Origin of the sequence: Hymenobacter roseosalivarius DSM 11622 (genome assembly GCF_900176135.1) — a bacterium.
In the GTDB taxonomy this organism is placed as follows: Bacteria; Bacteroidota; Bacteroidia; order Cytophagales; family Hymenobacteraceae; genus Hymenobacter; species Hymenobacter roseosalivarius.
In genome coordinates this window covers 1-24,268 of the sequence record NZ_FWWW01000076.1, presented here as the reverse complement: position 1 = coordinate 24,268, position 24,268 = coordinate 1, and the positions used below count along the sequence as shown (strand labels likewise).

The window sequence follows — 24,268 nt, the reverse complement described above, 5'->3', positions numbered from 1 at the left end:
ACGGATTTGACCGTAAGAAAGGAAAGATATTAGTACACGGAATATTATTACTTTCAGATTATGAAGAATTGGCTTCTGTTAATCTTACTAAGTTTAATCTTGGGTTGTACTAAGGATGTTGATGTAAATCATCCAAAATCTGTTTTTTATCAACAGCAGGAGGATTCAGTTCTTATTGCTCTATGCGGCCAAGTTATAAACAATGAAACCTATTGGTTTTCTGATACAACCCAACCTATTGTTCTTGATCAATTCTGGCCTTATCGTTCTTTAGCTAACACTAATACAGTTGATATTAAGCATGACATAACCTTTCCTGCCAGCTTTGGAATTCTGTATAAAGATCTTGAATTCAGAACTGAAGACCAGAGAAAGTACGCAAGGAAAGAAGCTTACCGTCTCACACGAAGTCCGAAGCTAGATTCTGCCTTTGCTTTATTGTTCTTAAGTATGTGGGATCCTAAGAATCTTATAAACAAAACTAGCCGACTCATTCCCTATCACGCAATGGAAGGCAGACTAGACTATCCCTCATATCTGCTGCCCAGTTATTATTCATTTTTTGGTGAAAATGAATCCAGTGCCTACTATGAATTTTCGAGAGGTGCTTTTAATCAAGGTTTTACCAAAGGTGCATTCCAAGTTCATTATTCTGATCCAGGTGTTGGCAGAGTTCTGTTATACTGCATTGAGAAGTATAATGGCAAATGGAGAATTATTGCGAGTGAGGTAGTGGCGAGCTGGAAATATTAGAGGACGCGTGTAAAAAATCTTTGACTAGTCAGAATAGTTTAATCGGCTTCCTTTCGAGTTCAATGAGTCAATAGCCTAGCTCACAGCTTATACTCTTTAAAATCAGAAAAAAAGCCCCCCAGAAACATTTCTGGAGGGCTTTTTTGTGCGTTAAAAAGCCTATTTGCGGCCCAGCTCCCGTAGGTGGGAAACGTGCGAGGCTACGGCGTAACGCATTTTAGGATACTCGTTGTAGGTGATGTCAAACTCCTCGCACATCTGCTTGATAATCTTGCTGATGGCAGGATAATGTACGTGCGAAATCTTCGGAAACAGGTGGTGCTCTACCTGAAAGTTCAAGCCGCCTACTAGCCAGCTGATGACTTTGTTGTGGGTGGCAAAGTTAGCAGTGGTTTTAATCTGGTGAATAGCCCATTCATCTTCCAGCTTGTTAGTAATTTCGTCGGGCATGGGGAAGGCGGCGTGCTCCACTGTGTGGGCCAATTGGAACACCAGGCTCAGGGTGAAGCCAGCTACAGCGGCGAAAATCACAAAACCTACCAACCACGACACGAAACCTACCGTGTAAATGGGCAGGGCCATAAAGAGCAGCAGGTGAATCACCTTGAAGCCCCAGAAAACCGACTGGTCGGTGGCCGTCATTTTCTTGATGGGCATCGCGCCGATTTTACCCTTGAAATACTTCTGGTAATCCATGAAGAAAATCCAGGCGATGTAGAGCAGGGCGTAGAGAAACCAGAAATAGAGGTGCTGGAAGCGGTGAAGCTTGCGGCGGGGCTGGGTGCTGCTCATGCGCATCCAGGGCTGTACGTCGAGGTCGTCGTCCACGCCGTCCACGTTAGTGTACATGTGGTGGATGAGGTTGTGCTTCATATTCCACATGAAGCTATTCCCGCCCAGCACGTTCAGGGTAAATGCCGCGAACTGGTTGAGCCACTTTGACTTGCTGAAGCTGCCGTGGGCGCCGTCGTGCATGACGTTGAAACCAATGGCTGCGCCGATGCCGCCAAGTAATATACATTCCAGAATACCCAAAAAGGCGTTTGGCGTGAAGAATACCAGGTGCAGATATACCAGCACGAAAGCCGTCGTCAGGATAAGTGCCTTGACGAAAAGCCCGGAATTGCCAGTTTGTGATTTGCCCGCTTCCTCGAAGTAGGCATTGATCCGAGATTTTAACTCGGTGTGAAAAGAGCGGGAAGCCGCAAATTTGGGAACTGACATGAACGCTGATTGGGTGGAACGGGGGGCAAATGTATGCCTCTAACTCCAAGTAGCGATGGTTAGTTTAAAGCTGAGCGCTTATTCCGGCAGGCACCAAAGAAGAATGGGGCGACAAACTGCTGTCTGTCGCCCCATTTCCAGGTTAATTCAGGTAGTCGTGCCAGTTCTGATCGATGGTGCCGGCGGAGAGTTTTAAAAAGCCGGCCAACGTCGGCTTCTTCGGCTGCTGCCGCACCGTGAGGCCGGCTTCGTTGGGCGTGCGGTGGCCTTTGGCGTGGTTGCAGCGGGCGCAGGCTGTGAGCAGGTTGGTCCACGATGAGTCGCCGCCACGCGAGCGGGGCACTACGTGGTCGAGGGTCAGATTTTTGGTCGAACCGCAGTACTGGCACTCAAAATGGTCACGCTTCATGATGTTGTGCCGGCTTAGGGCGATACCCTTGTAGGGTACGCGCACGTAGCGCTGCAAGCGGATAATGCTGGGCTTGGGAAAAGCCTGGCTGATGGAGCGCAAGGTTCCATCGGACTTCGCAATCATCTCCGCTTTATCCAAAAAAAGCAATACGAAAGCCTTTTGCACGCTGCACAGCGTAATCGCGGTGTAGTCACCATTCAAGACAAGCACTTTTTGATCCATACGCTCAGGGAGAATCGGGTTAGCGAAAGCTAGGTGATTCTAAGCGCATTAACAACAGCCGATGAGTTAAGTTTCCTTTAGCTAAGAGCCGTGGGGGGCTTTTTTGGGAAGCGTAGCGCGGAAATTCGTTCCGCGTCGTGCGCAGCACGAATCAGGCGGTAGCAGTTGGCTACAACCGCGTATTTTCGCGCTGCGCACGACGCGGAGCGGATTGCCGCGCTACACTCTAATCAGGCAATAACCGCTTGATCAGGCGTAGCTTATGGGAATATTTCTGGCGCTGACGGTTATAGATGCCGTTGTGGTCGAGCGGATCTATGCGGACTTCGCCGCTGGCGTGCAGGATTTGTTGGTCTTCCAGCAGCATCCCGACGTGCACGATGTTGCCTTCGGCGTTATCAAAAAAAGCTAAGTCGCCAGGCTGGGTCTGAGACACAAAATGCACGGTGCGGCCGTGGTCGATTTGCTGGCGGGCGTCGCGGGGAAGCTGCATATCAACCAGGCCGTAGAGCTGCTGCATGAGGCCAGAGCAATCGACGCCAAACAGGGTTTTGCCCCCCCACAGGTACGGTGCTTTCAGAAACGCTTGGCCCATCTTCTGGAGCAGCGCGGCCTTCCGCCCTGGGTCGCCGTTGGCGGCAGGATTCGTCGCGGCACCGTTATAAAAAAGCTGCCGCTCGCCCAGGCGCAAGGTCATGCCGTCGAAAAAGGGCAGGCGAGCACCCAGAGAAATAGGTTGGCGCGAGTCAGCATCGCTCACCATCTGCACCACATCGAGGCTGCGCGGATGGGCATGCGCGCTCCACTCGGCGAAGTAGGTGCTGGTCACAGGCTCGTGCTGCTTTACATCCATCCAGCCCACATACTGATCGGCCGCGATGCGTATCTGGCACCAGTTACCCTGAATGAGCAACAGCGTGTAGCACTCCCCAAAAATGAGTTGGGTAACGATTTCGGCCCGGTCATTCGGCTCGGCCCGCACCGGCACCACGCTCAGGGGGCAAATTCCATATTCCACAATCGCAGATTAAGTCGCTGATTTTGCTGATTAAATTGATTTCGCTGATTCAGATGACGCCACGAAGCTGCGGCTTAAAATCCGTTTAGCAAAAACTCGTCAGATAACTTCTTAGTAGAGGGAACCAACTTTCGCTTTTTCCAAATCAGCTTAAGAGGCAAGTTAGTAGTCACGCGCTCTATCCATTTCGCGCTTCTGGTCTTTTGCTTTGATGTCTTCGCGCTTGTCATAGAGCTTTTTGCCTTTGGCTAAGGCAATTTCGAGCTTGGCAAAGCCCCGGTCGCTCACGAACAGGCGAATGGGAACGATGGTCAGGCCCTGCTCCTGGCTTTTGTCGGAAAGCTGGCGCAGCTCGCGCTTGGTGAGCAGCAGCTTGCGCTCGCGGGTGGGTTCATGGTTATTGTAGGTGCCCTCGGTGTACTTGGAAATCGAGAGGTTGTGTACCCATAGGCTGCCGTCGGGGTGGAAGATGCAAAAGCCGTCCTGCATGTTCACGTTGCCGTCGCGGATGCTTTTTATTTCAGTGCCTTGCAGCATCATGCCTGCGTCGTACTTCGTCAGGAAAGAATACTCGTGGCTGGCCCGGCGATTAACAATATTGACTTTGCGCGGAGCGTCTTTTTCTTTGGCCATAATAACAGAAAGCGCGTTGAGACGCTGATTAAGCAGATGTTGGGGAGCCGGCGCGCAAGGCGGCAAAACGAGCCGACAGCTTTTCGCTACGTACGATGCGCTGACCGGTGCGGCCAGTAGCGACCAGCCGCTCGTCCACCCAGACTTCTACGGCGCAAGTCAGTTCCCGATTTTCCAGGGCGGCAAAAGTAGCGCGAAATTCGACGGTTTCGCCCGCGAAGGCCGGCGTGTGGTGCTCCACGTGCAGCATGGTCCCGATGCCCTCCTCCCCCGCCTCCAGCATTTCCAGCACAAACAGCCGCCCCGCCCATTCCATACTGCGCCCCAGCGCAAACGTGCTCAACACTTCATGCACCATATGGCCTTCCATCGTAGCAAAGTCGGCCTCCGTGACTACAAAGGAATATATTTTGACGTCGCCTAACTGGAAAGGGTTTTTCATCAATGGGTAAGAGAAAACTGTAAATTAGGCCGTCATGCAGAGCGAAGCGAAGCATCTCGCGTGCAGTCGTTGGGTTACTAATCCAGTGTCAGCACGCGAGATGCTTCGCTTCGCTCTGCATGACAGCTGATTTCATACTCACGTCAACTTCAACCGTGGGTCCGGGCTGACGAGCTGGGGGGCAAAATCGCCAGCCTCGAACTGAAAATGCGCCGTCATGGCGACCATAGCGGCGTTATCGGTGCAATACTGGAATTCGGGAATAAACACGGCCCAGCCTTTTTCGGCGGCCAAATTCTGTAAGGCGGCGCGGAGGCCGGAATTAGCGGCCACGCCACCAGCCAGAGCAATCTGTGTAAGACCAAGATCGGCGGCGGCGCGCTGAAGCTGGCGCAGCAAGGTTTGAATAATCGTGTGCTGAATGCTGGCGCAGAGGTCGGGCAGATTTTCCTGAATAAAGTTCGGGTTTTTAGCCGTTTGCTGGCGCAGGAAGTACAGCACGGCCGTTTTGAGGCCGCTGAAGGAGAAATCATAGCCGGGCATAGCGCCTACTGGAAACGGGAAGCGCGTGGGGTTGCCGGTGCTGGCCAATTTATCCAGGTGCGGGCCGCCGGGGTACGGCAGGCCGAGCAGCTTGGCCGTTTTGTCAAAGGCCTCGCCGGCCGCGTCGTCGATGGTCTGGCCGACGACCTGCATGTCTGGGGGGCTTTTTACGACCACCAGCTGGGTGTGGCCGCCGCTAACCGTCAGACAGAGAAAGGGGAACGTAGGGCGCGGCTCATTAATAAAGTGCGCCAGAATGTGCGCCCGCATGTGATTCACAGCCAGCAACGGCTTGCCCAACGCCAGCGCAAAGGTTTTGGCGAACATGCTGCCCACCAGCAACGAGCCTAGTAGGCCCGGCCCTTGGGTGAAAGCTACTGCATCAAGTTCAGCTTTGGTGACGCCGGCTTGGCGCAAGGCCTCCTGCACCACCGGAATCAGGTGCTGCTGATGCGCCCGCGAGGCCAACTCCGGCACCACGCCGCCGTATTGTTCGTGCACACGCTGGGTAGCCACGACGTTGGAGCGAATTTGCCCCCCGGCCAGCACGGCGGCCGAGGTGTCGTCGCAGGATGATTCGATGGCCAGGATAATAGGATATGCCATAAGATGTGGAAAGCCAGCACCATGAAAGCGATGAGCAAAAAGTACAAGCGTTGAAAATAGAAGTGGCTGGGAGCGTTACTTTTGTTCCTGGCCGCATATTTCATGACAAAGGTCGTTTAAATGACTAAACCTCCGGCTCGTTAAATGGTCTGACCCGTATTCAAGTCTAGCTTTTCTCAACCGTCTGGCTTTTAGCAAGACAAAAGAGAGTTTTGTCCCTGACTGCGGCTGCCAGCGGTGCCAGCCAACGGTTGAGCGAAAAGCAGCATCTTCGTTGTTCCATTCCTCTCTATTCGCGCTCCGTGCCCCGTTTCATCTCCGTACTGCTCCGAATCCTGCTGGGCCTGCTCCTGCTCGTGGTGCTGGCCGTGGGCGTGGTATTGGTGGCTTTACGGGTGCCAAGCGTACAAACAAGGGTAGCGCAGCGGGCGGCCACTTTTCTGTCGGATAAGCTGGGGCAGCGCGTGAGTATCGGGCGGGTAGATGTTCGGCCGTTCTCGCGGGTGCTGCTCCAGAATGTACAGGTACTGGACCGACGCGGGGGCGAGCTGTTTCACATTGGGCAGGCCGAGGCCAATATTGAGCTGTTCTCTGTACTGAATCTGCGCCGCCTGCATATAGGCCAGCTGGTGCTGAATGAGCCGCGCTTTGCCCTGGTTACGTACGCCGACGCGCCTGACTCTACCAACCTGAGCCAGTTTCTGACCGCCGTGCGCCGCCTCATTGGCCCCACCGACACCACCAAAGTTACCAAGCTCTTCGATTTTCAGATCAAAAGCCTCGGCCTGCGTAATGGCCGCTTCGTGCTGGAACGCCAGAACCAGCCGCGCACGGAATACGGCATCGATTACGCCCACGTGCGGGTTGACAGCATCTACGCCGATTTTTCGGGTATTCAGATGAATGGCGACACCATTGCCGCCCGCATCCGCGATATGCGCGCCATCGAAACGCCCTCCAAGACCCGCGTGCAGCACTGGGACACTGACATGACCTTCGCGCCCACCTTCTGGGAGTTTGCCAACACCGACCTGCGCGTGGGCCGCAGCTACCTCAAGGATTACGTCCGCTTCGACTACAAGCGTTTTCTCAACTTCACGCACTTCAACGACTCGGTGCGCGTAACGGCGCGGCTGGGCCCCACGCGGCTTATTTCCGACGATATCGCGCATTTTGCCCCCCAACTCCGCAACCTGAATGAAACGGTGCTGCTTTCGGGCGAGGCTAAAGGGTACGTTACCAATTTCACGACCCGCAACCTCGATGTGCGTTATGGCCAGAACACGCACATTGTGGGCAATATTAATGTGGAAGGGCTGCCCAATCTGAAGGAAAGCTTCGTGGAAATGCGCCTGCAACCCTCCGTAATAGATGGGCGCGACATTCGTAAGTACGTGCCTGCCAAGGGCTGGGCCTACGTGCAGCGCCTCGGCACTGTGCGCCTCAAGGGGCAATTTCTGGGATTCTACAACGACTTCGTGGCCAACGGCTCCTTCAACACGGCCCTCGGCAACGTGGTGTCGGACGTAAATATCAAGTTCAAAACTGACCCTCGCTATTCCACTTATGAGGGCCAGGTGAAAACCACGGGCTTCCAGCTGGGCAAGTTTCTGGGCGACCAAAACACCGTGCGCGACATTGCCTTCAGCGGCCGTGTAGAAGGCGTAGGCTTCACGCCAGCCGGTGCCCGTTTGCGGGCCAATGCAACGGTGCAAAGCATCTGGTTGAACGGCTACCGCTTCCGCAACATCACTACCAACGGCCAGTTCAGCCGCGAAACCTTCGAGGGCAAGCTAGCCATCAACGACCCCGCTCTGCAAATAGCCGCCGACGGCCGTGTGGACCTGAACAAAAGCCGCCAAGCCTTCGACCTCCGCGCCCAGATACGCCGCGCCGATCTGCGCGCCCTCGGCCTTACCGACCAGGCCGTTACCATTGCCACCAACGCTGATCTACGTTTTCAGGGATTAAAGCTCGATGATCTGATCGGCCGCATTATTCTGCGCGAAACCAAAGTGGGCTACGCCGGCCGCAACGTGGCCATCGACACTCTCGATATAGTAAGCCAGCGCCAGGGCGGGCAGCGCAGCGTGGCCGTGCGCTCTGAAGTATTGAACCTGACGGCCAACGGCGATTTCGACTTCACCACCGTAGCCCGCGACGTACAAACGCTCATCCAGGAATATCAACTCAACTTCGAAAGCAACGACATTGAAACCGCCAACTATTACCGTCGCAAGCGCCAGGGGGCAATTTCCGAGTACGCTATCGACTTAGATCTCTATCTGAAGCGTGCTAATCCCGTTATTCAGCTATTCGTACCAAAGCTGGAGATATCCGACTACTCACGGGTGGACGGCTCCTTTCGCAATGGTCCTACTTCTATTTTCACGCTCGCCGGGCAATTTGACAGCCTGCGCTACGATAGCATTCGGGCCGTGAATACGTCGCTGGACCTACTCACCTCCAAGCTGCCCTATCAGCCTGAAATCCTTGCGCAGGCTAATATCACCTCTGAAAAACAAAAACTTCCTCTGCTGAATCAGACGGAGAACTTCTACGTGGAAGGCGTCTGGGATCAGGATAAGATTAATTTTTCGACTTCTCTGACCCAAACCGGCACCACGAATCGGGGGGCTATTAATGGCTCAATAGCTTTTCTGCCGCAGGCCGTGCAAGTGGTATTTCGGCAGTCGGGCGTCAACCTATTGGGGAAGGACTGGACACTGGCACCGGAAAACGTAATTCTTATCTCCAATGCTGGCAAAGAGATTGACATTCGCAGCCTGACCTTATCCAATGGCACCCAACAAGTGAGCGCGCAGGGCTTTATTTCCACTGATCCGGCCAAAACCTTGCAGCTGGCCGTCCAGAACCTGGAGCTGGCTACGCTCAGCTCCCTCACCAAGCAAAATATTACGGGCGTAGCCAACGCGCAGGGAACCGTGAGCGGCGTGTTTGGAGCCCTGGTTGTGAACAGCTCGCTGGCCGTTGACTCGCTGCGGTTTGATGATATCCTGATCGGTAACGTCACCGGCAGCAGCGACTGGGATAATACCACCAGCAAGCTAGGCGTCAACCTAGATGTAATGAACAGCCAGCAGCGCGTGCTTACGGTGACGGGCACCGTGGCGCCGCGCGAGCCCATACGCCAGCTCGACCTGACGGCCGTGCTCGACAGTGCGCCGGTGAAAATAGCCGAGCCCCTGCTAAATACGCTCTTCGACAATATGCGCGGCACGGCCGTGGGTCGACTGCGGCTGACTGGCCCGCTAGGTGCCCCCAACCTCGTGGGCGATGTCGACGTGAGTAACGGCCGTTTCAAGTTTATTTATCTGGGCACCACCTACCGCTTCACCGACCGCATTTCCTTCCGCGAGGACCGTATTCTTTTCCGGGAGGTAACCCTGCGGGACGTGTTCGGCAATACCGGTACGCTCGACGGGGATATTCGACATCAGGGCTTTCAGAATATGGTGCTTAATCTGAGGGCCGACTTCCGCAAGCTCCAGCTGCTCAATACCACCCGCAAGGAAAACGAGCTATACTTCGGTCGGGCCTACGGAACGGGCGAGGCGCGCGTGTTTGGCCCGGTCGATAATCTGACCGTGAACGTCACGGCACGCAGCGAGGCCGGCACCCGGGTTTCTCTTCCCCTTGATAATGCGGCCAAAGCCCAGCAAGCCAGCTACATTAAGTTTGTAAACCGCAATCTGCCCACCGATACCACGTCTACCGTGCCCATCGTAGCAGCCGCTGCTGGCCGCGTGGATCTATCGGGTTTGCAGCTCAACTTCAACCTGACGGTGACCGAGGATGCTTACGTGGAGATTATCCTCGACGAAAGCACCGGCGACGTAATTCGTGGTACGGCCGTGGGGCAATTGCGCCTAAACGTAGATACTCGCGGCGAATTCAATATGTACGGGCAGATTGAAATCGTGCGGGGGGCTTATAATTTCACCTTGCAGGGCCTGATCAACAAGGAATTTGTGGTGCGGCCCGGCGGCACCATTTCCTGGAACGGCAATCCGCTGGATGGCCAGATGAACGTAACAGCCGCCTACACCCAGCGCACCTCTTTGGCGCCGGTGCTGGGCACGACTACTCCTAGCGCGGGCGCGGTGGTGCCCGTTACGGCCGTGATGAATCTGACGGGTCCGCTGTTGTTGCCGGCCATTCAGCTGGGGCTGGAGTTTAATGACGCACCTTCCGCCTTGGAGGGCGATTTGGCTTCGTTTACGAACTCGCTACGCAACGATGAGCAGGAGTTGAATCGTCAAGTATTCAGCTTACTCGTGTTCAAGCAACTGTCGCCTCCCGGTTCTTTCGCGCAGCTTTCGCTGAGTGGCAGCAATAACACTATTGGAAATAGTTTGGGGCAGGTCCTGTCGACACAGCTAGGTCTGCTCACTTCCCAGATCGATCAGAACCTGGAGATTGACTTTAACCTCAACGGGCTTTCAGAAGACCAGCTCCGGGCGTTGCAGGTGCGCCTGAGCTACAGCTTTCTGAATGGCCGGCTGCGCGTAACCCGCGAAGGCGGCTTTAGTAATACGACGAACCTGGGCACCGTTCCCGGCTCCGATATTGATGCTACGGCCCAAACCTCCCTGCTGGGCGACCTGAGCCTAGAGTATTATCTCCAAGCTGATGGCCGTTTTCGGGCTCGCTTGCGCTACCAAACTACGCCCCGCGACCTGGAAACCATCAATCAGCCCCGCGCCGCCGTCAGCTTGCTCCACACCGAGCAATTTGATTCGATACAGGAGCTTTTTGCGCGTAAGCGCGTGCGCCGCCGCGACGAAGCCGCCCGCAAAGCCCGCGAAGCCCTCGTCGTAGATGACGATCCGCGCACCATTATGTGATTGGGGTTCTGTCATGCTCAGGTCGCCAAGCATGACCGCCTAAACCGTCGTTGGGGGGCATTTTTCTAATTCAAATCTGGCAATTGCGTTCATTGCTAATTGCTACTCCTACCTTTGCGGCATGGCTTCCCCTCCCCGTTCGTCCACTCGTAAGAAAAAGCTGGGTAATTACCCGCACACGATGGTCGTGTTTAGTATCACGCTGGCCTTGCTGGTTATCGGGCTTTTTGGACTGCTCCTGGTTCACGCCCACAAGCTTTCCAACCTAGTGAAAGAGAATCTGGAAATGCAGGTTTATCTGGACCGCGACCTGCCCGAAGCGCAACTCCTGCGCTTGCAGCAAGCCTTTTCCAGCAAGCCCTTTATTGCTTTCCGCGACCGGCAGCCTCAAGTGCGCTTCCTGTCCAAAGAAGAAGGCGCCCGGCAGTTCATCGAGCAAACCGGCGAGGATTTCCAGCAGTTTCTGGGCGATAATCCATTGCGTGATGCGTATATCCTGCGCATCAATTCCGAATACACCGATTCGCTCAACCTACGCCAAATAGAGCAGGAGCTACGGACCGAAAGTGGCGTACACGAGGTACAATACGTGCAGAGCCTGATTACCAGCATCAACCAGAATGTACGCAAGCTCAGCCTGGTGCTTCTCGGCTTTGCCGTGGTCCTCACGCTTGTCGTGACGATCCTTATTAACAATACCATTAAGTTGGCCCTTTTCTCCCAGCGCTTCCTGATTCGGAGCATGCAGCTAGTAGGGGCCACTTCCTTCTTTATTCAACGCCCATTTTTGCGGCGGGCTACGTGGCAAGGCTTTGTTAGTGGCACGTTGGCGGCTCTTATTTTGCTGGCGCTGCAGCAATACGCGTACTTGCAAGTAGATGAGCTTCGGCTTTTGCTCGATGAGCGCTTGATCGGTGCTTTACTCGTGCTAATGGTCGTATTGGGCTGCGTCATCGGCTTTTTCAGCTCCTACCGCGCCGTGCGTAAGTACCTGGGCATGTCGCTCGACGATTTGTATTAACATTAATTCACTTCTATCAAGCTGTGCCGAATACATAGCTTGAAACCTCCTATGTATTCCATGGAACAACGCCCCTCTCCCCACTTCGCTTTCGGGCCACGCAATTACCGACTCATGTTTATAGGCCTAGCCGTGTTGGTAGCAGGGTTTATCACCATGACCCTCGATACAGCGGACTACGGCCTTGGGTTTCTGGGCATCACACTCGGCCCCATTTTATTGGTTATTGGGTTCATAATTGAGTTTTTTGCCATTATGGCCAAGCCTGGGGGGCAAATTTCAACTCCCGCTGAGGCTACATCCGTGGAGGCAGCTTCGGTTGCCAGCGTCTCTTCAGCACCAGCGGCCCCGACCCCGGCGGCGCGCCCTACTTACAAGCGTTCTTAGATGAATTATTGGCATGCGCTGATCCTCGCTATTGTGGAGGGTCTGACGGAGTTTTTACCGGTATCCAGCACCGGCCACATGATTATCGTGGCCAATCTGCTCGGTATCGGGCAGGCACCGTTTACGGAAGTCTACATTACTTCCATTCAGTTTGGGGCTATTCTGTCGGTGGTGGCGCTGTACTGGCGGCGCTTTCTGCAGAGCTTTGATTTTTACCTGAAGCTGGCCGTGGCCTTCATTCCATTTGGTATTCTGGGCTTTGTGCTGAAAGACGTAATCACGGAATTGCTGAAAAGCGTGACGGTGGTAGCCGTTTCCTTGGTCCTGGGGGGCATTATTCTGCTGTTCGTTGATAAGTGGTTTGATGGGGAGCGCAAGCAAGTGACCACGCCCAACATTAAGCAGGCGTTCAAAATCGGCTTGTTTCAGTGCATCGCTTTGATTCCAGGCGTGTCGCGCTCGGCGGCCACCATCGTAGGTGGTCTTAGCCAGGGCTTCGACCGCCGTTCCGCCGCCGACTTTTCGTTTCTGCTGGCCGTGCCCACCATGTTTGTTATTACTGCGTATCAGCTGTATAAAGCCTACAAAATCACGCCGCTGCAGCCCGGCGATTTGCAAGTGCTGGCGTTTGGTAATGTGGTGGCATTCGTGGTGGCGTTGTTGGCAGTTAATTCGTTTGTAAATTTCGTATCGCGCTTCGGTTTCCGGTCCTTCGGCATGTATCGCATCGTTATCGGAGTTATTATTCTGCTGATGATAGGGTTGGGTATTGATCTGCAATTGATATGAAGCAGAAGGAATTTGACTTTGAAGCCGGCGAGGTTTTGTTGCTGGATAAGCCTCTTACCTGGACATCATTTGACGTGGTGCGCAAGGTGAAAAACATGCTGCGCATCAAGAAAGTAGGCCACGCCGGCACGCTTGACCCATTGGCGACAGGCCTACTCATTTTGTGCACCGGCAAGAAAACCAAGGAAATCGACGCTATTCAGGCGCAGGAAAAAGAGTACACCGGCACCTTCCGCCTTGGCCAGACGACGCCCAGCTTCGATCTGGAAACGCCCGTCGATGCCGAGCTACCTTACGCCCACCTCACCGAAGCCGACTTGCAAGCGGCTACCGCGCCTTTTATCGGCTTGATAAAGCAGACGCCGCCGCTATTTTCAGCGGTAAAAATCAATGGCGAGCGAGCCTACGAAGTAGCCCGCCGTGGCGATACCGCCGAAATCAAGAGCAAGCAGATTACCATTACCGCTTTCGAGCTGATGAGTATTGCCCTGCCCAATGTTCAGTTTCGGGTGGTGTGTTCCAAGGGCACCTATATCCGTAGCCTTGCCCGCGATTTTGGGGCGGCCCTGGGCTGTGGCGCTCATCTTACCCAGCTCGCCCGCACTCGTATTGGCGAGTACTCATTATCAAATGCCCTCACCATAACCGATGTGGAAGCCCTGCGGCCGCCCCGCCCCGAAGCTGATCCAGCCAAGCCACCGCGCCCAGTCGGGGAACGGCATCGGCCAGTGCGTCAGGGTCTGGCTTACTACGACGCTTCTACCGCCGCGGCAGCCTCCGCCGCCGCCGAAAAAGCCCCCCAGGAATAGTTTTCCAGTCATTTAGCCACCCCAGCAGATGCAAGTTTTCCGTGACCCGGCGCAATTCCCGTTTCTAGGTCAAGCCGTTGTAACAAGCGGAACCTTCGATGGCGTACACGTCGGGCACCAGAGAATTCTGCAACGCTTGCTGGAAGTGGCCCGGCAAAGTGGCGGCCCCGCCGTGGTCATTACCTACTGGCCGCATCCGCGCATGGTGCTCGACCCGCCGCCCACCCACCCGGAGCCACTCGATTTGCAGCTTCTCTCCACGCTCGATGAGCGAATTGAGCGCCTCGAACAGTTTGGCGTCGATTACCTGTTGATTGTGCCCTTCACCCGCGAGTTCGCGCAGCTGACCTCCGAGGAATATATTCAACAGCTGCTGCTGCGCACAGTAGGCGCCAAAAAGCTGGTGATTGGTTATGACCACCGGTTTGGCAAAAACCGCGAAGGAGGCTTTGAATACTTCAGCAAACACGCCGACCGCTATGGGTTGGAAGTAGAAGAGATTCCGCGCGAAGACGTGGACGCGGTGGGCGTAAGCAGCACCCGCATCCGCCGCGCCCTGCTTAGCGGCGACATTGCCACCGCCAACCGCCACCTCGGCTATTCCTACTCCCTGACTGGCAACGTTGTGCGCGGTCAGCAGCTCGGCCGTACCATCGGTTTTCCTACCGCCAATCTGGAACTGGCGGAGGCATCCAAGCTGGTGCCCGCCCACGGCGTGTACGCCGTACTGGCTACCACTGCCGCCGGCGACGTGCAGCCGGGCATGCTCAATATCGGCGTGAGACCTACCGTGGGGGGCAATTTAGCGCAGACCATTGAAGTGCATCTGCTGGATTTTTCGGGCGACATATACGACCAGCCGCTGACCATACAGTTGATAGCCCGCCTGCGCGATGAGCAGAAGTTCGCGGACCTGGATGAGTTGAAGGTGCAACTGGCCAAAGACTCCGATGCGGCCCGCCGGCACTTGGTAGGGGGCTAATTTGCGACTTCCTTTCGCGGAATCTATTATCCTTTTAACTTTCCGCCCCCAACCACCCACCACATATGATAAACAAAGTTGTAGCCGACGCTCAGGCGGCTCTGCACGGCATCACCGACGGCATGACGCTAATGCTCGGCGGCTTCGGCCTCTGTGGCATTCCCGAAAACGCCATTCAGGAGTTGTTGCACCTCGGCGTCAAGGAGCTGACCTGTATTAGTAACAACGCGGGCGTCGATGATTTTGGCATCGGGCTTCTGCTGCAAACCAAGCAGGTGCGCAAGATGATTTCGAGCTATGTAGGGGAGAACGCGGAGTTTGAGCGGCAGCTACTATCGGGGGAGTTGGAAGTAGAGTTGATTCCCCAAGGCACGCTGGCCGAGCGCATTCGGGCGGGCGGAGCCGGTATTCCGGCCTTTTACACGCCCGCTGGCTACGGTACCGAAGTAGGCGAAGGCAAGGAAAGCCGAGAGTTTAAAAGCAAGATGTACCTGCTCGAAACAGGCCTTACCGCCGATTATGCCTTCGTGAAAGCCTGGCGCGGCGACACGGCCGGTAACCTTATCTACAAAGGCACCGCCCGCAACTTCAACCCCATGATGGCGACGGCTGGCAAAATCACCGTAGCCGAAGTGGAAGAACTGGTGCCTGCCGGCGAGCTTGACCCCAACCAGATTCATACGCCCGGCATCTTCGTGCAGCGCATATTTGAGGGCAAGAATTACGAGAAGCGCATCGAGCAACGGACCGTACGCACGTAGGGGCGCGTTGTACGCGCCCGTCGTTGGCTGGCCCTCGTGCAGCCGCTTTATCATCTTCCCCAAGAATCGTTTAACTAGGGCGCATGCAGCGCGCCCCTACCCTCAGATAATGCTTGATAAACACGGCATCGCCAAACGCATCGCCCAGGAAGTGCGCGATGGCTCCTACGTCAACCTTGGCATCGGCATTCCAACGCTGGTAGCGAATTATATTCCGGCCGGAATCAACGTTGAATTGCAGTCCGAAAACGGCCTGTTAGGGATGGGGCCCTTTCCGACAGAGTCCGAAGTTGATTCTGACCTTATTAATGCCGGCAAGCAAACCGTAACCACGCTGCCCGGTTCCAGCCTTTTCAACTCGGCCGACAGCTTCGGCATGATTCGGGGCGAGCACGTAGATTTGACCATCCTCGGAGCGATGGAAGTATCGGAGCGGGGCGACATTGCCAACTGGAAGATTCCGGGCAAGATGGTGAAAGGGATGGGCGGTGCTATGGACTTAGTGGCCTCGGCCAAAAACATCATTGTGGCCATGCAGCACGTAGCCCGCGACGGCAGCAGCAAGCTCCTCCCCGATTGCACGCTGCCCATTACCGGTCTGCGCTGCGTGAAAAAGATTGTGACGGAACTAGCCGTCATCGATATCACACCTGATGGCTTCGTGCTGCGTGAGCGGGCACCTGGCGTGAGTGTAGAGCAGATTAAGGCCGCAACAGCCGGCAAGTTGGTAGTCCCCGAGGGCGACGTACCAGAAATGCAGTTGTAGCCGAGTTACTTTTGGATATGTTGTTAGAAGCGGGTTCTTGGCCCGCTTCTCTCATGTAGGCACAATGTCAACTGTTACTGATTACCCGTCGTTGTGGTTTTGGTAGCTGGCGCTGAATACTCCGTCGATGGTACATTCTCAGGGATTGGGCGCACGGGGCCAGCTGAGTCAACCCGCTCAGCAACGGCTGACGTATCAGTAGCAGCCGAAGGGTATGGGGGAGTCATATCAGCAGTAGTGGTAGGGGCATCAGAAGCGGCCGGGTCGGAGGTACAGGCCCCAACGGAGGCAACTACGAGGAGCAGAAGAAAGCGCGCAGCGTTCATAAGATTAAAAGGCTAAGGGTGAATTCGTACCATCAGAAACGAATCTTAGGCCATAGTAGTTATCTCCCACAGTCAAGTCCTTATCTTGTGTAGGGCACCTTCGTCAGCCGAACCTGGGCTTTTTTACCTGGGGCAGCATAACCAAAGAAGTGCTTTTTCTTCCAGACTGAGCCCAAGGCAAAGCGTCAGCCATTCGGGCGTTGAGTAGCCTTCTACAAACCTTAGGCCCCGAAGCGGAGTACCCTACCCATAAAGACGTCCGTAAGCAGTGTACTGCTGATTGGATATTAGTCTTTTCTTTCGATTGCGTTTACAAAATCACATAATACCTATGGCAACGAGTTCAAACGGCAAGACCGGCACTGGTGGCAGTCACGCCAAAAAAGTAACTAATAAATCTTCTCCAATAACCGCTGAGTTGCTCACGCCGACAGCTGTTCCAGCGCACAAGCTGGTGCTGCGTACACTGCGCCGCTCCGACTTCAAGGCGGTGAAAGGCATCATGGACAAAGTATATTCCAACATGGAGGGCTCCTGGTCGTCGGACGAGTATGCAGCTTTGATCCGTAAGTTTCCGGAAGGGCAGATTGGTATTGAAGATAATGGCACTTTAGTAGCCGCAGCTTTGGCTATCATCGTGCAGTACAGTGACTTCGGCGACCGTCATACTTACGCTAAAATAACCGGCGACGGCAAGTTTGACACCCATAATCCTGATGGGGACACACTGTATGGTGTCGACGTATTCGTGGACCCTGAGTACCGCTCTCTGCGCCTGGGGCGGCGCCTTTACGATGCCCGCAAGGAGCTGTGCGAAAACCTGAACCTGCGCGCAATGGTAGCTGGGGGGCGAATTCCGGGCTACGCGGCTTATGCCGACCAGATGACCCCGGCCAAGTACGTGGAAATGGTACGCAACAAGGAAATCACGGACCCTATCCTGACTTTCCAGCTCTCCAATGAGTTTCACGTTCGCAAAATCATACGTGGCTACCTGCCCTATGATTCCGAGTCGAAAGCCTTTGCTACCCTGCTCGAATGGCTGAATGTGTACTATGAGGAGGAGGAAAAGCTCATTGGCAACCAGAAAAGCAACGTGCGCATCGGCATTGTACAGTGGCAAATGCGCGCCACCCGCAGCCTGGAAGACCTATTGCAGCAAATTGAGTTCTTCGTGGATACCGTCAGCGGCTATAAGTCGGACTGCGTGATGTTTCCGGAGTTCTTCAACGCTCCCCTGATGGCGCTGACCAACGAGGACTCGCCCTCGGTAGCTATCCGCGCCATGGCCGCTTACACCGAGCCCATTAAAGCCAAAATGATGGAACTGGCGGTTAGCTACAACATCAACATCGTGGCTGGCTCCATGCCGGTGTACGAAGATGGCAAGCTGCACAACGTGGCCTTTCTCTGCCGCCGCGACGGCACCATGGATGAGCAGTACAAGCTCCACGTAACGCCCGACGAGGCTAGCTACTGGGGCATGCGCGGCGGCGACAAGCTGAAGTGCTTTGACACTGACTTCGGTAAGATCGGCATTCTCGTCTGCTACGATGTAGAGTTTCCCGAGCTGGCCCGCATGCTGTCCGACGAAGGCATGAAAATCCTGTTCGTGCCCTTCTGGACTGATACTAAGAACGCCTACCAGCGCGTGCGGCTATGCTCCCAGGCCCGCGCCATCGAAAATGAGTGCTACGTGGCTATTACGGGCTCCGTGGGCAACTTACCGCGCGTCGAGAACATGGACATTCAGTACTCGCAGTCGGCGGTATTCAGCCCTTCCGACTTCGCCTTCCCCCACGACGCCATCGTGGCCGAGGCCACGCCTAACACCGAAATGACTCTTATTGCTGACCTCGACCTGGACTTGCTCAAGGATCTGAACAGCAGCGGCGCCGTGCGCAACCTCCGCGACCGGCGCAAGGATTTGTACTCGGTAAGCTGGGTAGTGAAGAAAGCCGAGCGTGATGACGAGCTGCTGAGCCAGGGCGAAGAACGTGCCCCCCGCACCAGCAAGCGGAAAGCTATTGCTGCCGGGTAGTTAATTTTTGCGCCTGCGCTAAGAGCCCCTTACACCCAGCGGTGTGGGGGGCTTTTTTTGTTTAATTACAGTGAATTGCGGTGCAGATATCCTATATATTTGGCTCTTCCCATCCTACTCATTAATCAATTAAAAGGCGCTATACGTATGAAAGCTATCATCCTTGTGTTGTCTACCTTCCTTTTATGTTCAACTAGAACTCAAGCACAAAAAAGAATCAAGTCGAAGGTTCCTCCGCCTTATGCTAAGCTTGAACAGGGTGCAACTTCAACTGACGGTAAGCGCATTGGCAAATGGAATTTTTATAACAGCCAAGAGCAGTTAGAATTAACCTTCGATTACGATTCCAGCCGTATCAGTTTTACCCGAGAAGATACCACCCGCTATTGGGTTCGCGCTGATGAGCAATGGCAGTTGAAGCGCTTGGCTCGTGCTCCTCGACCGATAGGTAGTATGGACAAGCGAATGCTAGATCTCATCAGCACCCTTCGCTATCCTGTCAGTGCCCTAGCTCGCAAGCTTCAGGGCACGGTGGTGGTGTCATACACAGTTACGCCTACGGGTCAGACAGCAGATTTCACCATAGAAAGCAGCATGAGTCCTGAATGCGACCGAGAGGTATTTCAGCGGCTTCAAGCTTTGCCTGATAATTGGATACCAGCTATTTATCGAGGTCGCCCCACTACCTCTCGTTTCTATTTGTCCGTACGGTTTGAAATGATAGAAGGTGAGGAAGCCCGACGACGCCTAGCTGAGCTTAAGTTGCATAGCGATAACCCCGACACGTCCCCTGAGAAACAATCGGTTACTGCTCTTACCCCTTATGCCCACAAGTTAGTCGTCACGGCTTTGGGCGTTGAGCGCAGATAGCCGTATTTACACAAACCTATGTAGCGGTTCACATCCACAGTCGGTGTATACAATGTGGTTTCTTTATTCGCGACTATCACTTAGAATGCGTAATGAAAGGGCTGAGATAAAATAAGCTGGTAATTTTGGCCCTATCCGCTCCTATGCATATGCTTCATCCTTTCGCTTGTACTCCCCTCCTGCTTACCTGCTTGTTGCTGTTTTTTGGCCATATTGGCTGCTCCCAAACTTCGACGGAAACGCGCAACCTGTTGCCAGTGCCTGCCCAGGTTAAATGGGGCGTCAGTCGTTTTGTGCTGAAAAATACGTGGCGTACCCAACTTAATGCACCCGTCACGCCGGACTCGGCCGTGCGAGCCGCTGCCCAGCGCCTGAACACCTGGCTGGTTCAGCAAATTAATGAAAAGCGCTTAACTCCCGAGTTCACTTCCTCCGGTGCTGCCGACCTTACCATCCGATACGGCCGTCCGGGCCGCATGGAGGCTGGCGACGAAGAGCGGTATAGTCTGCGCGTAACTCCGGCGGGCATTGCCTTGGATGCGCCAACCAGCTTAGGTGCTTTGCGGGGACTGGAAACGTTGCGGCAGCTACTGACTAAGGATAAAAAGAACTTCTATTTTCCCGAGGCAGACATCACCGATCAGCCCCGATTCGGGTGGCGGGGACTACTTATTGATGCCGCCCGGCACTTTATGCCGGTAGCCGTTATCAAGCGCAATCTGGATGGCATGGCGGCCGTGAAGCTTAACGTATTGCACTGGCATCTATCGGATGATCAAGGTTTTCGGGTGGAAAGCAAAACATTGCCCCGCCTCCACGAAGTAGGAAGCGAAGGGCAATATTACACCCAGGCACAGGTGCGCGATGTATTACGCTACGCCGCGGCCCGCGGCATTCGGGTTATCCCGGAGTTTGATATGCCCGGCCACGCGACAAGCTGGCTGGCCGCTTATCCGGTGTTGGCCAGCAACGACTCAACGTATGGCGTGGCGCAACGCTGGGGAGTGCTCAACATCGCTATGGACCCAACCAGAGAAACGACTTACCAGCTCCTTGACACGTTGATCGGGGAAATGACGGCACTGTTTCCCGACCCTTACTTTCACATTGGCGGCGATGAGAACGACGGACGGCAATGGCGGCGCAATCCGCGCATCGTGGAGTTTATGAAGACAAAAGGCTTCGTAACGGAGAAGGGCCAGCCCGACAAGCACGCTTTGCAAACTTATTTCAACCGCCGTATTCTGGAGCTGGTGACAGCGCGGGGCAAGAAGATGGTGGGTTGGGACGAGATTCTTGGTGCCGGTTTGCCCCCCAGCGCTGTTATTCAAAGCTGGCGCGGCCGTAAGGGTCTGTACGAGGCCGCCAAGGCCGGCCACGCCACTATTCTATCCAACGGCTACTACATCGACCTGAATTACAGTGCCGCCACTCATTACCTAAACGACCCGCTGCCCGCCGACGCGCCGCTCACTGCCATTGAGAAGCAGCGCATCCTGGGTGGTGAGGCTACTATGTGGGCCGAGTTTGCCGATTCGGTCATTGTCGATAGTCGCATCTGGCCGCGCACGGCGGCTATTGCTGAGCGGTTTTGGTCGCCGGCTACCGTGACGGACGTGCCGGATATGTATCGGCGGCTGGGGGGCATTTCTGCCCTGCTTGAAACGCTGGGCGTGCAGCACCGGCGTGCGCCGGAGAAGCTCTTGACGCAGCTAGCCGCTGGTCGCGAGATGGCTCCGCTGCGCACGCTGGCCAGCGTATTGGAGCCCGTGAAAGAATACAAGCGCCACTTTCAGGGCATGCAGTACACGACTCAGACGCCCTTAAATCGGCTGGTAGATGCCGCGCCCGCAGAATCGGACGCGGCCCGCGAGTTTGGCATAGCGGTCGAAAATCTGCTACGGCTGCGCCAAAACGCCCCCCAAACAGCTATTGCCCTTGCTGCCGAAGCCAAGGTGGCCGCAGTAGCCGTCGCGACGCCGCTACGGCAATGGCAGCTGAACGACGCGCTCGTGCGCCCGCTGCTACTGGCTCAGCCCAGCCTAGAGGAATATGCGCCTTTGTCTGCGCAGCTCAGCAGCATTTCAGCACTGGCGCTGGAGCGGCTGCGGCAAATGGAGAAGGGCGAAAAGCCCCCCGTCGCTTGGCAAACCGCAGCGCTCAAGCAACTCGACGTTGCGAAAGCGCCAGCCGGACAGGCGGAGTTGGCTGTAGTAGCCAGCGTTCGGAAGTTGATTGAGAGCAAATAAGCTGTTCTAAAACAGCACTGACACCTGCATCCGGCCCGTGTGCACGGCGCTCAGGCCATTGGGCTTGCGGCCGTCGTAGGCTACGGTTACGTTCAGACCGTTGCTGAGGCGCTGCTCCACGTTTAGGTTCCACGTCAGGTTGTTGCCGGGCCGCAAGGCGTTCAGGATTTCCAGGGCTACTACCGACGCTTGATTACCTTCAAAATCGATGCGCACGTACCGCGTGGCCGCCGTGAGCGTGCGCTTGCTCACTTGACTTAGGCGCGTTTCTACTCCTAATTCGTCGAAAATACCGCGGGTATTCTCATCGGGCCCGGCGAAGGTGTTGCGCTTGGAGGAATGCAGATAGGTACCGGTAAAACGCAGGGCCGGACTTGGTTGGTAGCTCAGCTCGGGGGCTACTTCGTAGAGCAGCACCCGAAAGTTGCGGGTTGCGAGGTAGTTCGAAGTGTTTTCCCGAATACTGCGGGTGGTGATGAGGCGGCCTGTAAACGACTGCGCCAGCGTCCGTCGCAGCAATATCGACTGGCTGGCCAGATTGCGAATGTCAGTGCCTTGGGTGAGAAGCGCCTTTTGCTGGGTTTGCTGCACCGTAAATTCAGCCCCGAAAATGGGATTGGACCGATTGAAATACAGCGTATTGCGTAGCAGCTTATTCAGCGAAAGCAAAAACTCGTCTTCGGTCTGGAAGGCGAAGGGGTTGAGGCGCGAGCTAAGGTCGCGCTCGGTCGTGCGCCGGTCCAGCGATACGGTACTGATAGTAGTGAATCGGGCGGCAAAGCCGCGAATGCCGGGCTGGTCGCGCCACTGCCGGGGCAAGCTACTGGTGAGGCGGTAGCTGAAGCGATTGGTGAAGGCGATGATGTAGTCATCGGTAGGCAAAAACACTTTGATGTGCGTGCGATACTGCGCGTCCGGCGTTTGGGCCTCGAAAAACTCCTCCTTATCCTGACGATTGTTGACGTTGGCATCGCCTGCATAAAAGTGGGTTCCCTGACCGTTGGGCACGGGCAGGAAAGAGTAATCTCGTCGCAGCTCACGGCCAGTGGCTACGCTATAGCTTAGCTCCGAGCGCAGCAATTTATCGAAGAAAGAAGCGTTCCAGTCGAGTTTGCTCAATACCGTGTATTGGCGGGCACTGTCGCGGGCAGCCAGGTTGCGGTAGGTAAGCAATACCGACAAATCCTGGTTTTTGCCTAAGCGACTCGCAAACATTCCTTGCCAGGTTTGGGCCCGGCCGCGCGTGCGCAGCTCGTCATTCTGTGGGGCCTGGTCGCGGCGGTAGGTGTAGTCGAGGCGGAAGCGGGTGGCAGCGCTGTCGCGGCTTTGCACAAACACGGAATGCTCGTCGAAATAGTTGGCCGAAGTAAGCGAAGTCCCATCGGGCAACGATACCCGGTTTTTGTCGAAACGATACGCGTAGCCCGGCACAATTGCCCCCCGCACAAAACGGGCTGTTGCCTCGCCCCGCGCCCAGTTAGACTGGCGCGCTCCTGCCTCCGAATTCAGTAAAAAAAGCCCCCCACGCAGCTCCACGTCTCCAACCTGTTGGGCCGCATCCACCCAATGTTGCAGACCGCTCACCTCGCCGGCCCGGTAGCGCCGACTGAGGCGGTAGGAAAAAGCATTCTTCTCGTTTTTGACCAAGCCAGCCGAGAAGTTGAAGATATTATCCTCGCGGGCGGGCCGAAAAGCAGCATTGCCCTGCACCGTGCTGGCGGTGCTCCAGTTGCGGTCAAACTCAATATCGCGGTAGCGGTCAATAGGGGAAAACTGCCGACTGCTGTACTCATAGTCCAGCGTGGAGCGCAGCTTGTATTGCTTGAGCAAGGACAGATTCACGGGTTTATCAAGTACCGCATAGCCCACCCGAAACGCGCGTCCTTGGTCTGCTTGGGGCGAAAACCGGTTCAAATCCAGCTCCGACGAGGCCAGATCCACGAACACGGTAGCCGTCGAATCGAGGCGGTAGCTGGCGCCGGCCGTCACGAGCTGCTTTTGCAGAGGCGTGGGCAAGCGGCGCTCAGCCCGGTAATTCCCCCGCCCCACTCCTACGTACTGAAATACGCGCCCATTCGCATTGATATTCTCGGCACTGGTGCTCAAAATATAGTCGCCTTCGCTTTGGCTCACGCTCGTAAAACGCACATTGTACACGCCACGCGTAGAGTCAGTGGTATAAACGAATATGGGCACGCGCTCCCCGCTGGGCAACGTCTGCACCTCGCGGCGGTACTGTACCTGGCGGCGGTCATAGGCGGCTGAGTCAGCGCCGGGAGTGGTCGCCAGGGTCACATTGTCGCCAATATTGCGCAGCAGCTCCCGGTCGGTTTCGTTCAGAATCAGGTTGGGTGAGTTGTCCGGGTTGTCGGATTCGCGGTAGTAGTTCAGATGCACACTCAACCGTCCCAACTCCTGGTAATGGCTCAGATCGAACAGCGAGCGAGCATAGTTGAAGTCAGAATACTCAAAATCGACCCGGATGCGGGAGTTGCGGGTAATGAGGTGCTGGGGCGAGAACGTGACTTCCGCCTGGTTGTAATCAA

20 protein-coding genes are annotated in these 24,268 nt (G+C 55.4%); 12 read left to right on the top strand and 8 right to left on the bottom strand.

Translation table 11 applies throughout. The annotated features are described in order from the left end of the window. Positions 1-60: 60 nt before the first annotated feature. On the top strand, positions 61-753 hold the full coding sequence (locus B9A24_RS13540) for a hypothetical protein (protein WP_084446559.1): 693 nt from the start codon (positions 61-63) through the stop codon (positions 751-753). A gap of 159 nt (positions 754-912) precedes the next feature. Here B9A24_RS13540 and B9A24_RS13535 read toward each other — a convergent pair whose 3' ends face one another. The 6 genes from B9A24_RS13535 to tsaD form a co-directional block, all read right to left on the bottom strand. Further along, positions 913-1,977, bottom strand: coding sequence for a fatty acid desaturase family protein (locus B9A24_RS13535; protein ID WP_084446558.1), 1,065 nt, complete (start codon positions 1,975-1,977; stop codon positions 913-915). A gap of 142 nt (positions 1,978-2,119) precedes the next feature. Continuing rightward, positions 2,120-2,611: an HNH endonuclease gene (locus B9A24_RS13530; RefSeq protein ID WP_084446557.1), complete on the bottom strand. Its 492-nt coding sequence runs from the start codon at positions 2,609-2,611 to the stop codon at positions 2,120-2,122. Positions 2,612-2,837: 226 nt separating this feature from the next. Beyond that, a complete protein-coding gene (locus B9A24_RS13525) occupies positions 2,838-3,629 on the bottom strand; it encodes a C40 family peptidase (RefSeq protein ID WP_234997266.1) in 792 nt (263 codons plus the stop codon). Between the two features lie 162 nt (positions 3,630-3,791). Beyond that, the gene (gene smpB, locus B9A24_RS13520; protein WP_084446556.1) at positions 3,792-4,262 is read right to left on the bottom strand and encodes an SsrA-binding protein SmpB; all 471 of its coding nucleotides are present in this window, start codon (positions 4,260-4,262) and stop codon (positions 3,792-3,794) included. 28 nt (positions 4,263-4,290) lie between these two features. Further along, positions 4,291-4,704 carry a thioesterase family protein gene (locus B9A24_RS13515; RefSeq protein ID WP_084446555.1) on the bottom strand — a complete coding sequence of 138 codons (414 nt, stop codon included), beginning with the start codon at positions 4,702-4,704 and terminating at the stop codon, positions 4,291-4,293. Between the two features lie 138 nt (positions 4,705-4,842). Beyond that, positions 4,843-5,853, bottom strand: coding sequence for a tRNA (adenosine(37)-N6)-threonylcarbamoyltransferase complex transferase subunit TsaD (gene tsaD, locus B9A24_RS13510; protein ID WP_084446554.1), 1,011 nt, complete (start codon positions 5,851-5,853; stop codon positions 4,843-4,845). 302 nt (positions 5,854-6,155) lie between these two features. Between tsaD and B9A24_RS13505 the strand changes: the two genes are divergently transcribed. From B9A24_RS13505 to B9A24_RS13470, 8 genes are all read left to right on the top strand, one after another. Then, entirely contained in the window at positions 6,156-10,721 is a 4,566-nt protein-coding gene (locus B9A24_RS13505; RefSeq protein ID WP_084446553.1) for a translocation/assembly module TamB domain-containing protein, read from the top strand. Between the two features lie 121 nt (positions 10,722-10,842). Next, the gene (locus tag B9A24_RS13500; protein ID WP_084446552.1) at positions 10,843-11,742 is read left to right on the top strand and encodes a cell division protein FtsX; all 900 of its coding nucleotides are present in this window, start codon (positions 10,843-10,845) and stop codon (positions 11,740-11,742) included. Between the two features lie 60 nt (positions 11,743-11,802). Further along, positions 11,803-12,129, top strand: a complete 327-nt coding sequence (locus B9A24_RS13495) for a DUF3098 domain-containing protein (RefSeq protein ID WP_084446625.1) — start codon at positions 11,803-11,805, stop codon at positions 12,127-12,129. Then, positions 12,130-12,918, top strand: coding sequence for an undecaprenyl-diphosphate phosphatase (locus B9A24_RS13490; protein WP_084446551.1), 789 nt, complete (start codon positions 12,130-12,132; stop codon positions 12,916-12,918). Beyond that, complete coding sequence (truB, locus tag B9A24_RS13485) at positions 12,915-13,727, top strand: tRNA pseudouridine(55) synthase TruB (protein WP_084446550.1); 813 nt, start codon at positions 12,915-12,917, stop codon at positions 13,725-13,727. The genes B9A24_RS13490 and truB overlap by 4 nt, the downstream gene beginning before the upstream one ends. Positions 13,728-13,755: 28 nt before the next feature. Next, positions 13,756-14,709, top strand: coding sequence for a bifunctional riboflavin kinase/FAD synthetase (locus B9A24_RS13480; protein ID WP_084446549.1), 954 nt, complete (start codon positions 13,756-13,758; stop codon positions 14,707-14,709). 65 nt (positions 14,710-14,774) lie between these two features. After that, positions 14,775-15,470 (top strand): CoA transferase subunit A, encoded by a 696-nt coding sequence (locus tag B9A24_RS13475; protein WP_084446548.1) that lies wholly within the window; start codon positions 14,775-14,777, stop codon positions 15,468-15,470. A 109-nt stretch (positions 15,471-15,579) separates the two neighbouring features. After that, positions 15,580-16,236, top strand: a complete 657-nt coding sequence (locus B9A24_RS13470; RefSeq protein ID WP_084446547.1) for a 3-oxoacid CoA-transferase subunit B — start codon at positions 15,580-15,582, stop codon at positions 16,234-16,236. Positions 16,237-16,310: 74 nt separating this feature from the next. Here the strand turns inward: B9A24_RS13470 and B9A24_RS21700 are convergent, their stop codons facing one another. Then, positions 16,311-16,562 carry a hypothetical protein gene (locus B9A24_RS21700; protein ID WP_143434937.1) on the bottom strand — a complete coding sequence of 84 codons (252 nt, stop codon included), beginning with the start codon at positions 16,560-16,562 and terminating at the stop codon, positions 16,311-16,313. 502 nt (positions 16,563-17,064) lie between these two features. Between B9A24_RS21700 and B9A24_RS13465 the strand changes: the two genes are divergently transcribed. The 3 genes from B9A24_RS13465 (at position 17,065) to B9A24_RS13455 (ending at position 21,722) form a co-directional block, all read left to right on the top strand. Next, on the top strand, positions 17,065-18,603 hold the full coding sequence (locus B9A24_RS13465; RefSeq protein ID WP_234997279.1) for a bifunctional GNAT family N-acetyltransferase/carbon-nitrogen hydrolase family protein: 1,539 nt from the start codon (positions 17,065-17,067) through the stop codon (positions 18,601-18,603). 99 nt (positions 18,604-18,702) lie between these two features. After that, positions 18,703-19,473, top strand: coding sequence for an energy transducer TonB (locus tag B9A24_RS13460; RefSeq protein ID WP_143434936.1), 771 nt, complete (start codon positions 18,703-18,705; stop codon positions 19,471-19,473). 149 nt (positions 19,474-19,622) lie between these two features. After that, the gene (locus tag B9A24_RS13455) at positions 19,623-21,722 is read left to right on the top strand and encodes a beta-N-acetylhexosaminidase (RefSeq protein ID WP_159452046.1); all 2,100 of its coding nucleotides are present in this window, start codon (positions 19,623-19,625) and stop codon (positions 21,720-21,722) included. A 6-nt stretch (positions 21,723-21,728) separates the two neighbouring features. On the opposite strand, the gene B9A24_RS22095 is transcribed toward B9A24_RS13455, so the two are convergent. Further along, the coding region (locus B9A24_RS22095; RefSeq protein ID WP_084446543.1) for a hypothetical protein at positions 21,729-24,268 on the bottom strand (2,540 nt) is incomplete at its 5' end.

Coding starts and splice junctions, on each gene's coding strand:
- B9A24_RS13465 (WP_234997279.1), top strand. CDS start 17,065: ATGGACAAAGTATATTCCAACATGGAGGGCTCCTGGTCGTCGGACGAG.
- B9A24_RS13470 (WP_084446547.1), top strand. CDS start 15,580: ATGCTTGATAAACACGGCATCGCCAAACGCATCGCCCAGGAAGTGCGC.
- B9A24_RS13540 (WP_084446559.1), top strand. CDS start 61: ATGAAGAATTGGCTTCTGTTAATCTTACTAAGTTTAATCTTGGGTTGT.
- B9A24_RS13535 (WP_084446558.1), bottom strand. CDS start 1,977: ATGTCAGTTCCCAAATTTGCGGCTTCCCGCTCTTTTCACACCGAGTTA.
- B9A24_RS13475 (WP_084446548.1), top strand. CDS start 14,775: ATGATAAACAAAGTTGTAGCCGACGCTCAGGCGGCTCTGCACGGCATC.
- B9A24_RS21700 (WP_143434937.1), bottom strand. CDS start 16,562: ATGAACGCTGCGCGCTTTCTTCTGCTCCTCGTAGTTGCCTCCGTTGGG.
- B9A24_RS13490 (WP_084446551.1), top strand. CDS start 12,130: ATGAATTATTGGCATGCGCTGATCCTCGCTATTGTGGAGGGTCTGACG.
- smpB (WP_084446556.1), bottom strand. CDS start 4,262: ATGGCCAAAGAAAAAGACGCTCCGCGCAAAGTCAATATTGTTAATCGC.
- tsaD (WP_084446554.1), bottom strand. CDS start 5,853: ATGGCATATCCTATTATCCTGGCCATCGAATCATCCTGCGACGACACC.
- B9A24_RS13495 (WP_084446625.1), top strand. CDS start 11,803: ATGGAACAACGCCCCTCTCCCCACTTCGCTTTCGGGCCACGCAATTAC.
- B9A24_RS13530 (WP_084446557.1), bottom strand. CDS start 2,611: ATGGATCAAAAAGTGCTTGTCTTGAATGGTGACTACACCGCGATTACG.
- B9A24_RS13515 (WP_084446555.1), bottom strand. CDS start 4,704: ATGAAAAACCCTTTCCAGTTAGGCGACGTCAAAATATATTCCTTTGTA.
- truB (WP_084446550.1), top strand. CDS start 12,915: ATGAAGCAGAAGGAATTTGACTTTGAAGCCGGCGAGGTTTTGTTGCTG.
- B9A24_RS13455 (WP_159452046.1), top strand. CDS start 19,623: ATGCTTCATCCTTTCGCTTGTACTCCCCTCCTGCTTACCTGCTTGTTG.
- B9A24_RS13480 (WP_084446549.1), top strand. CDS start 13,756: ATGCAAGTTTTCCGTGACCCGGCGCAATTCCCGTTTCTAGGTCAAGCC.
- B9A24_RS13500 (WP_084446552.1), top strand. CDS start 10,843: ATGGCTTCCCCTCCCCGTTCGTCCACTCGTAAGAAAAAGCTGGGTAAT.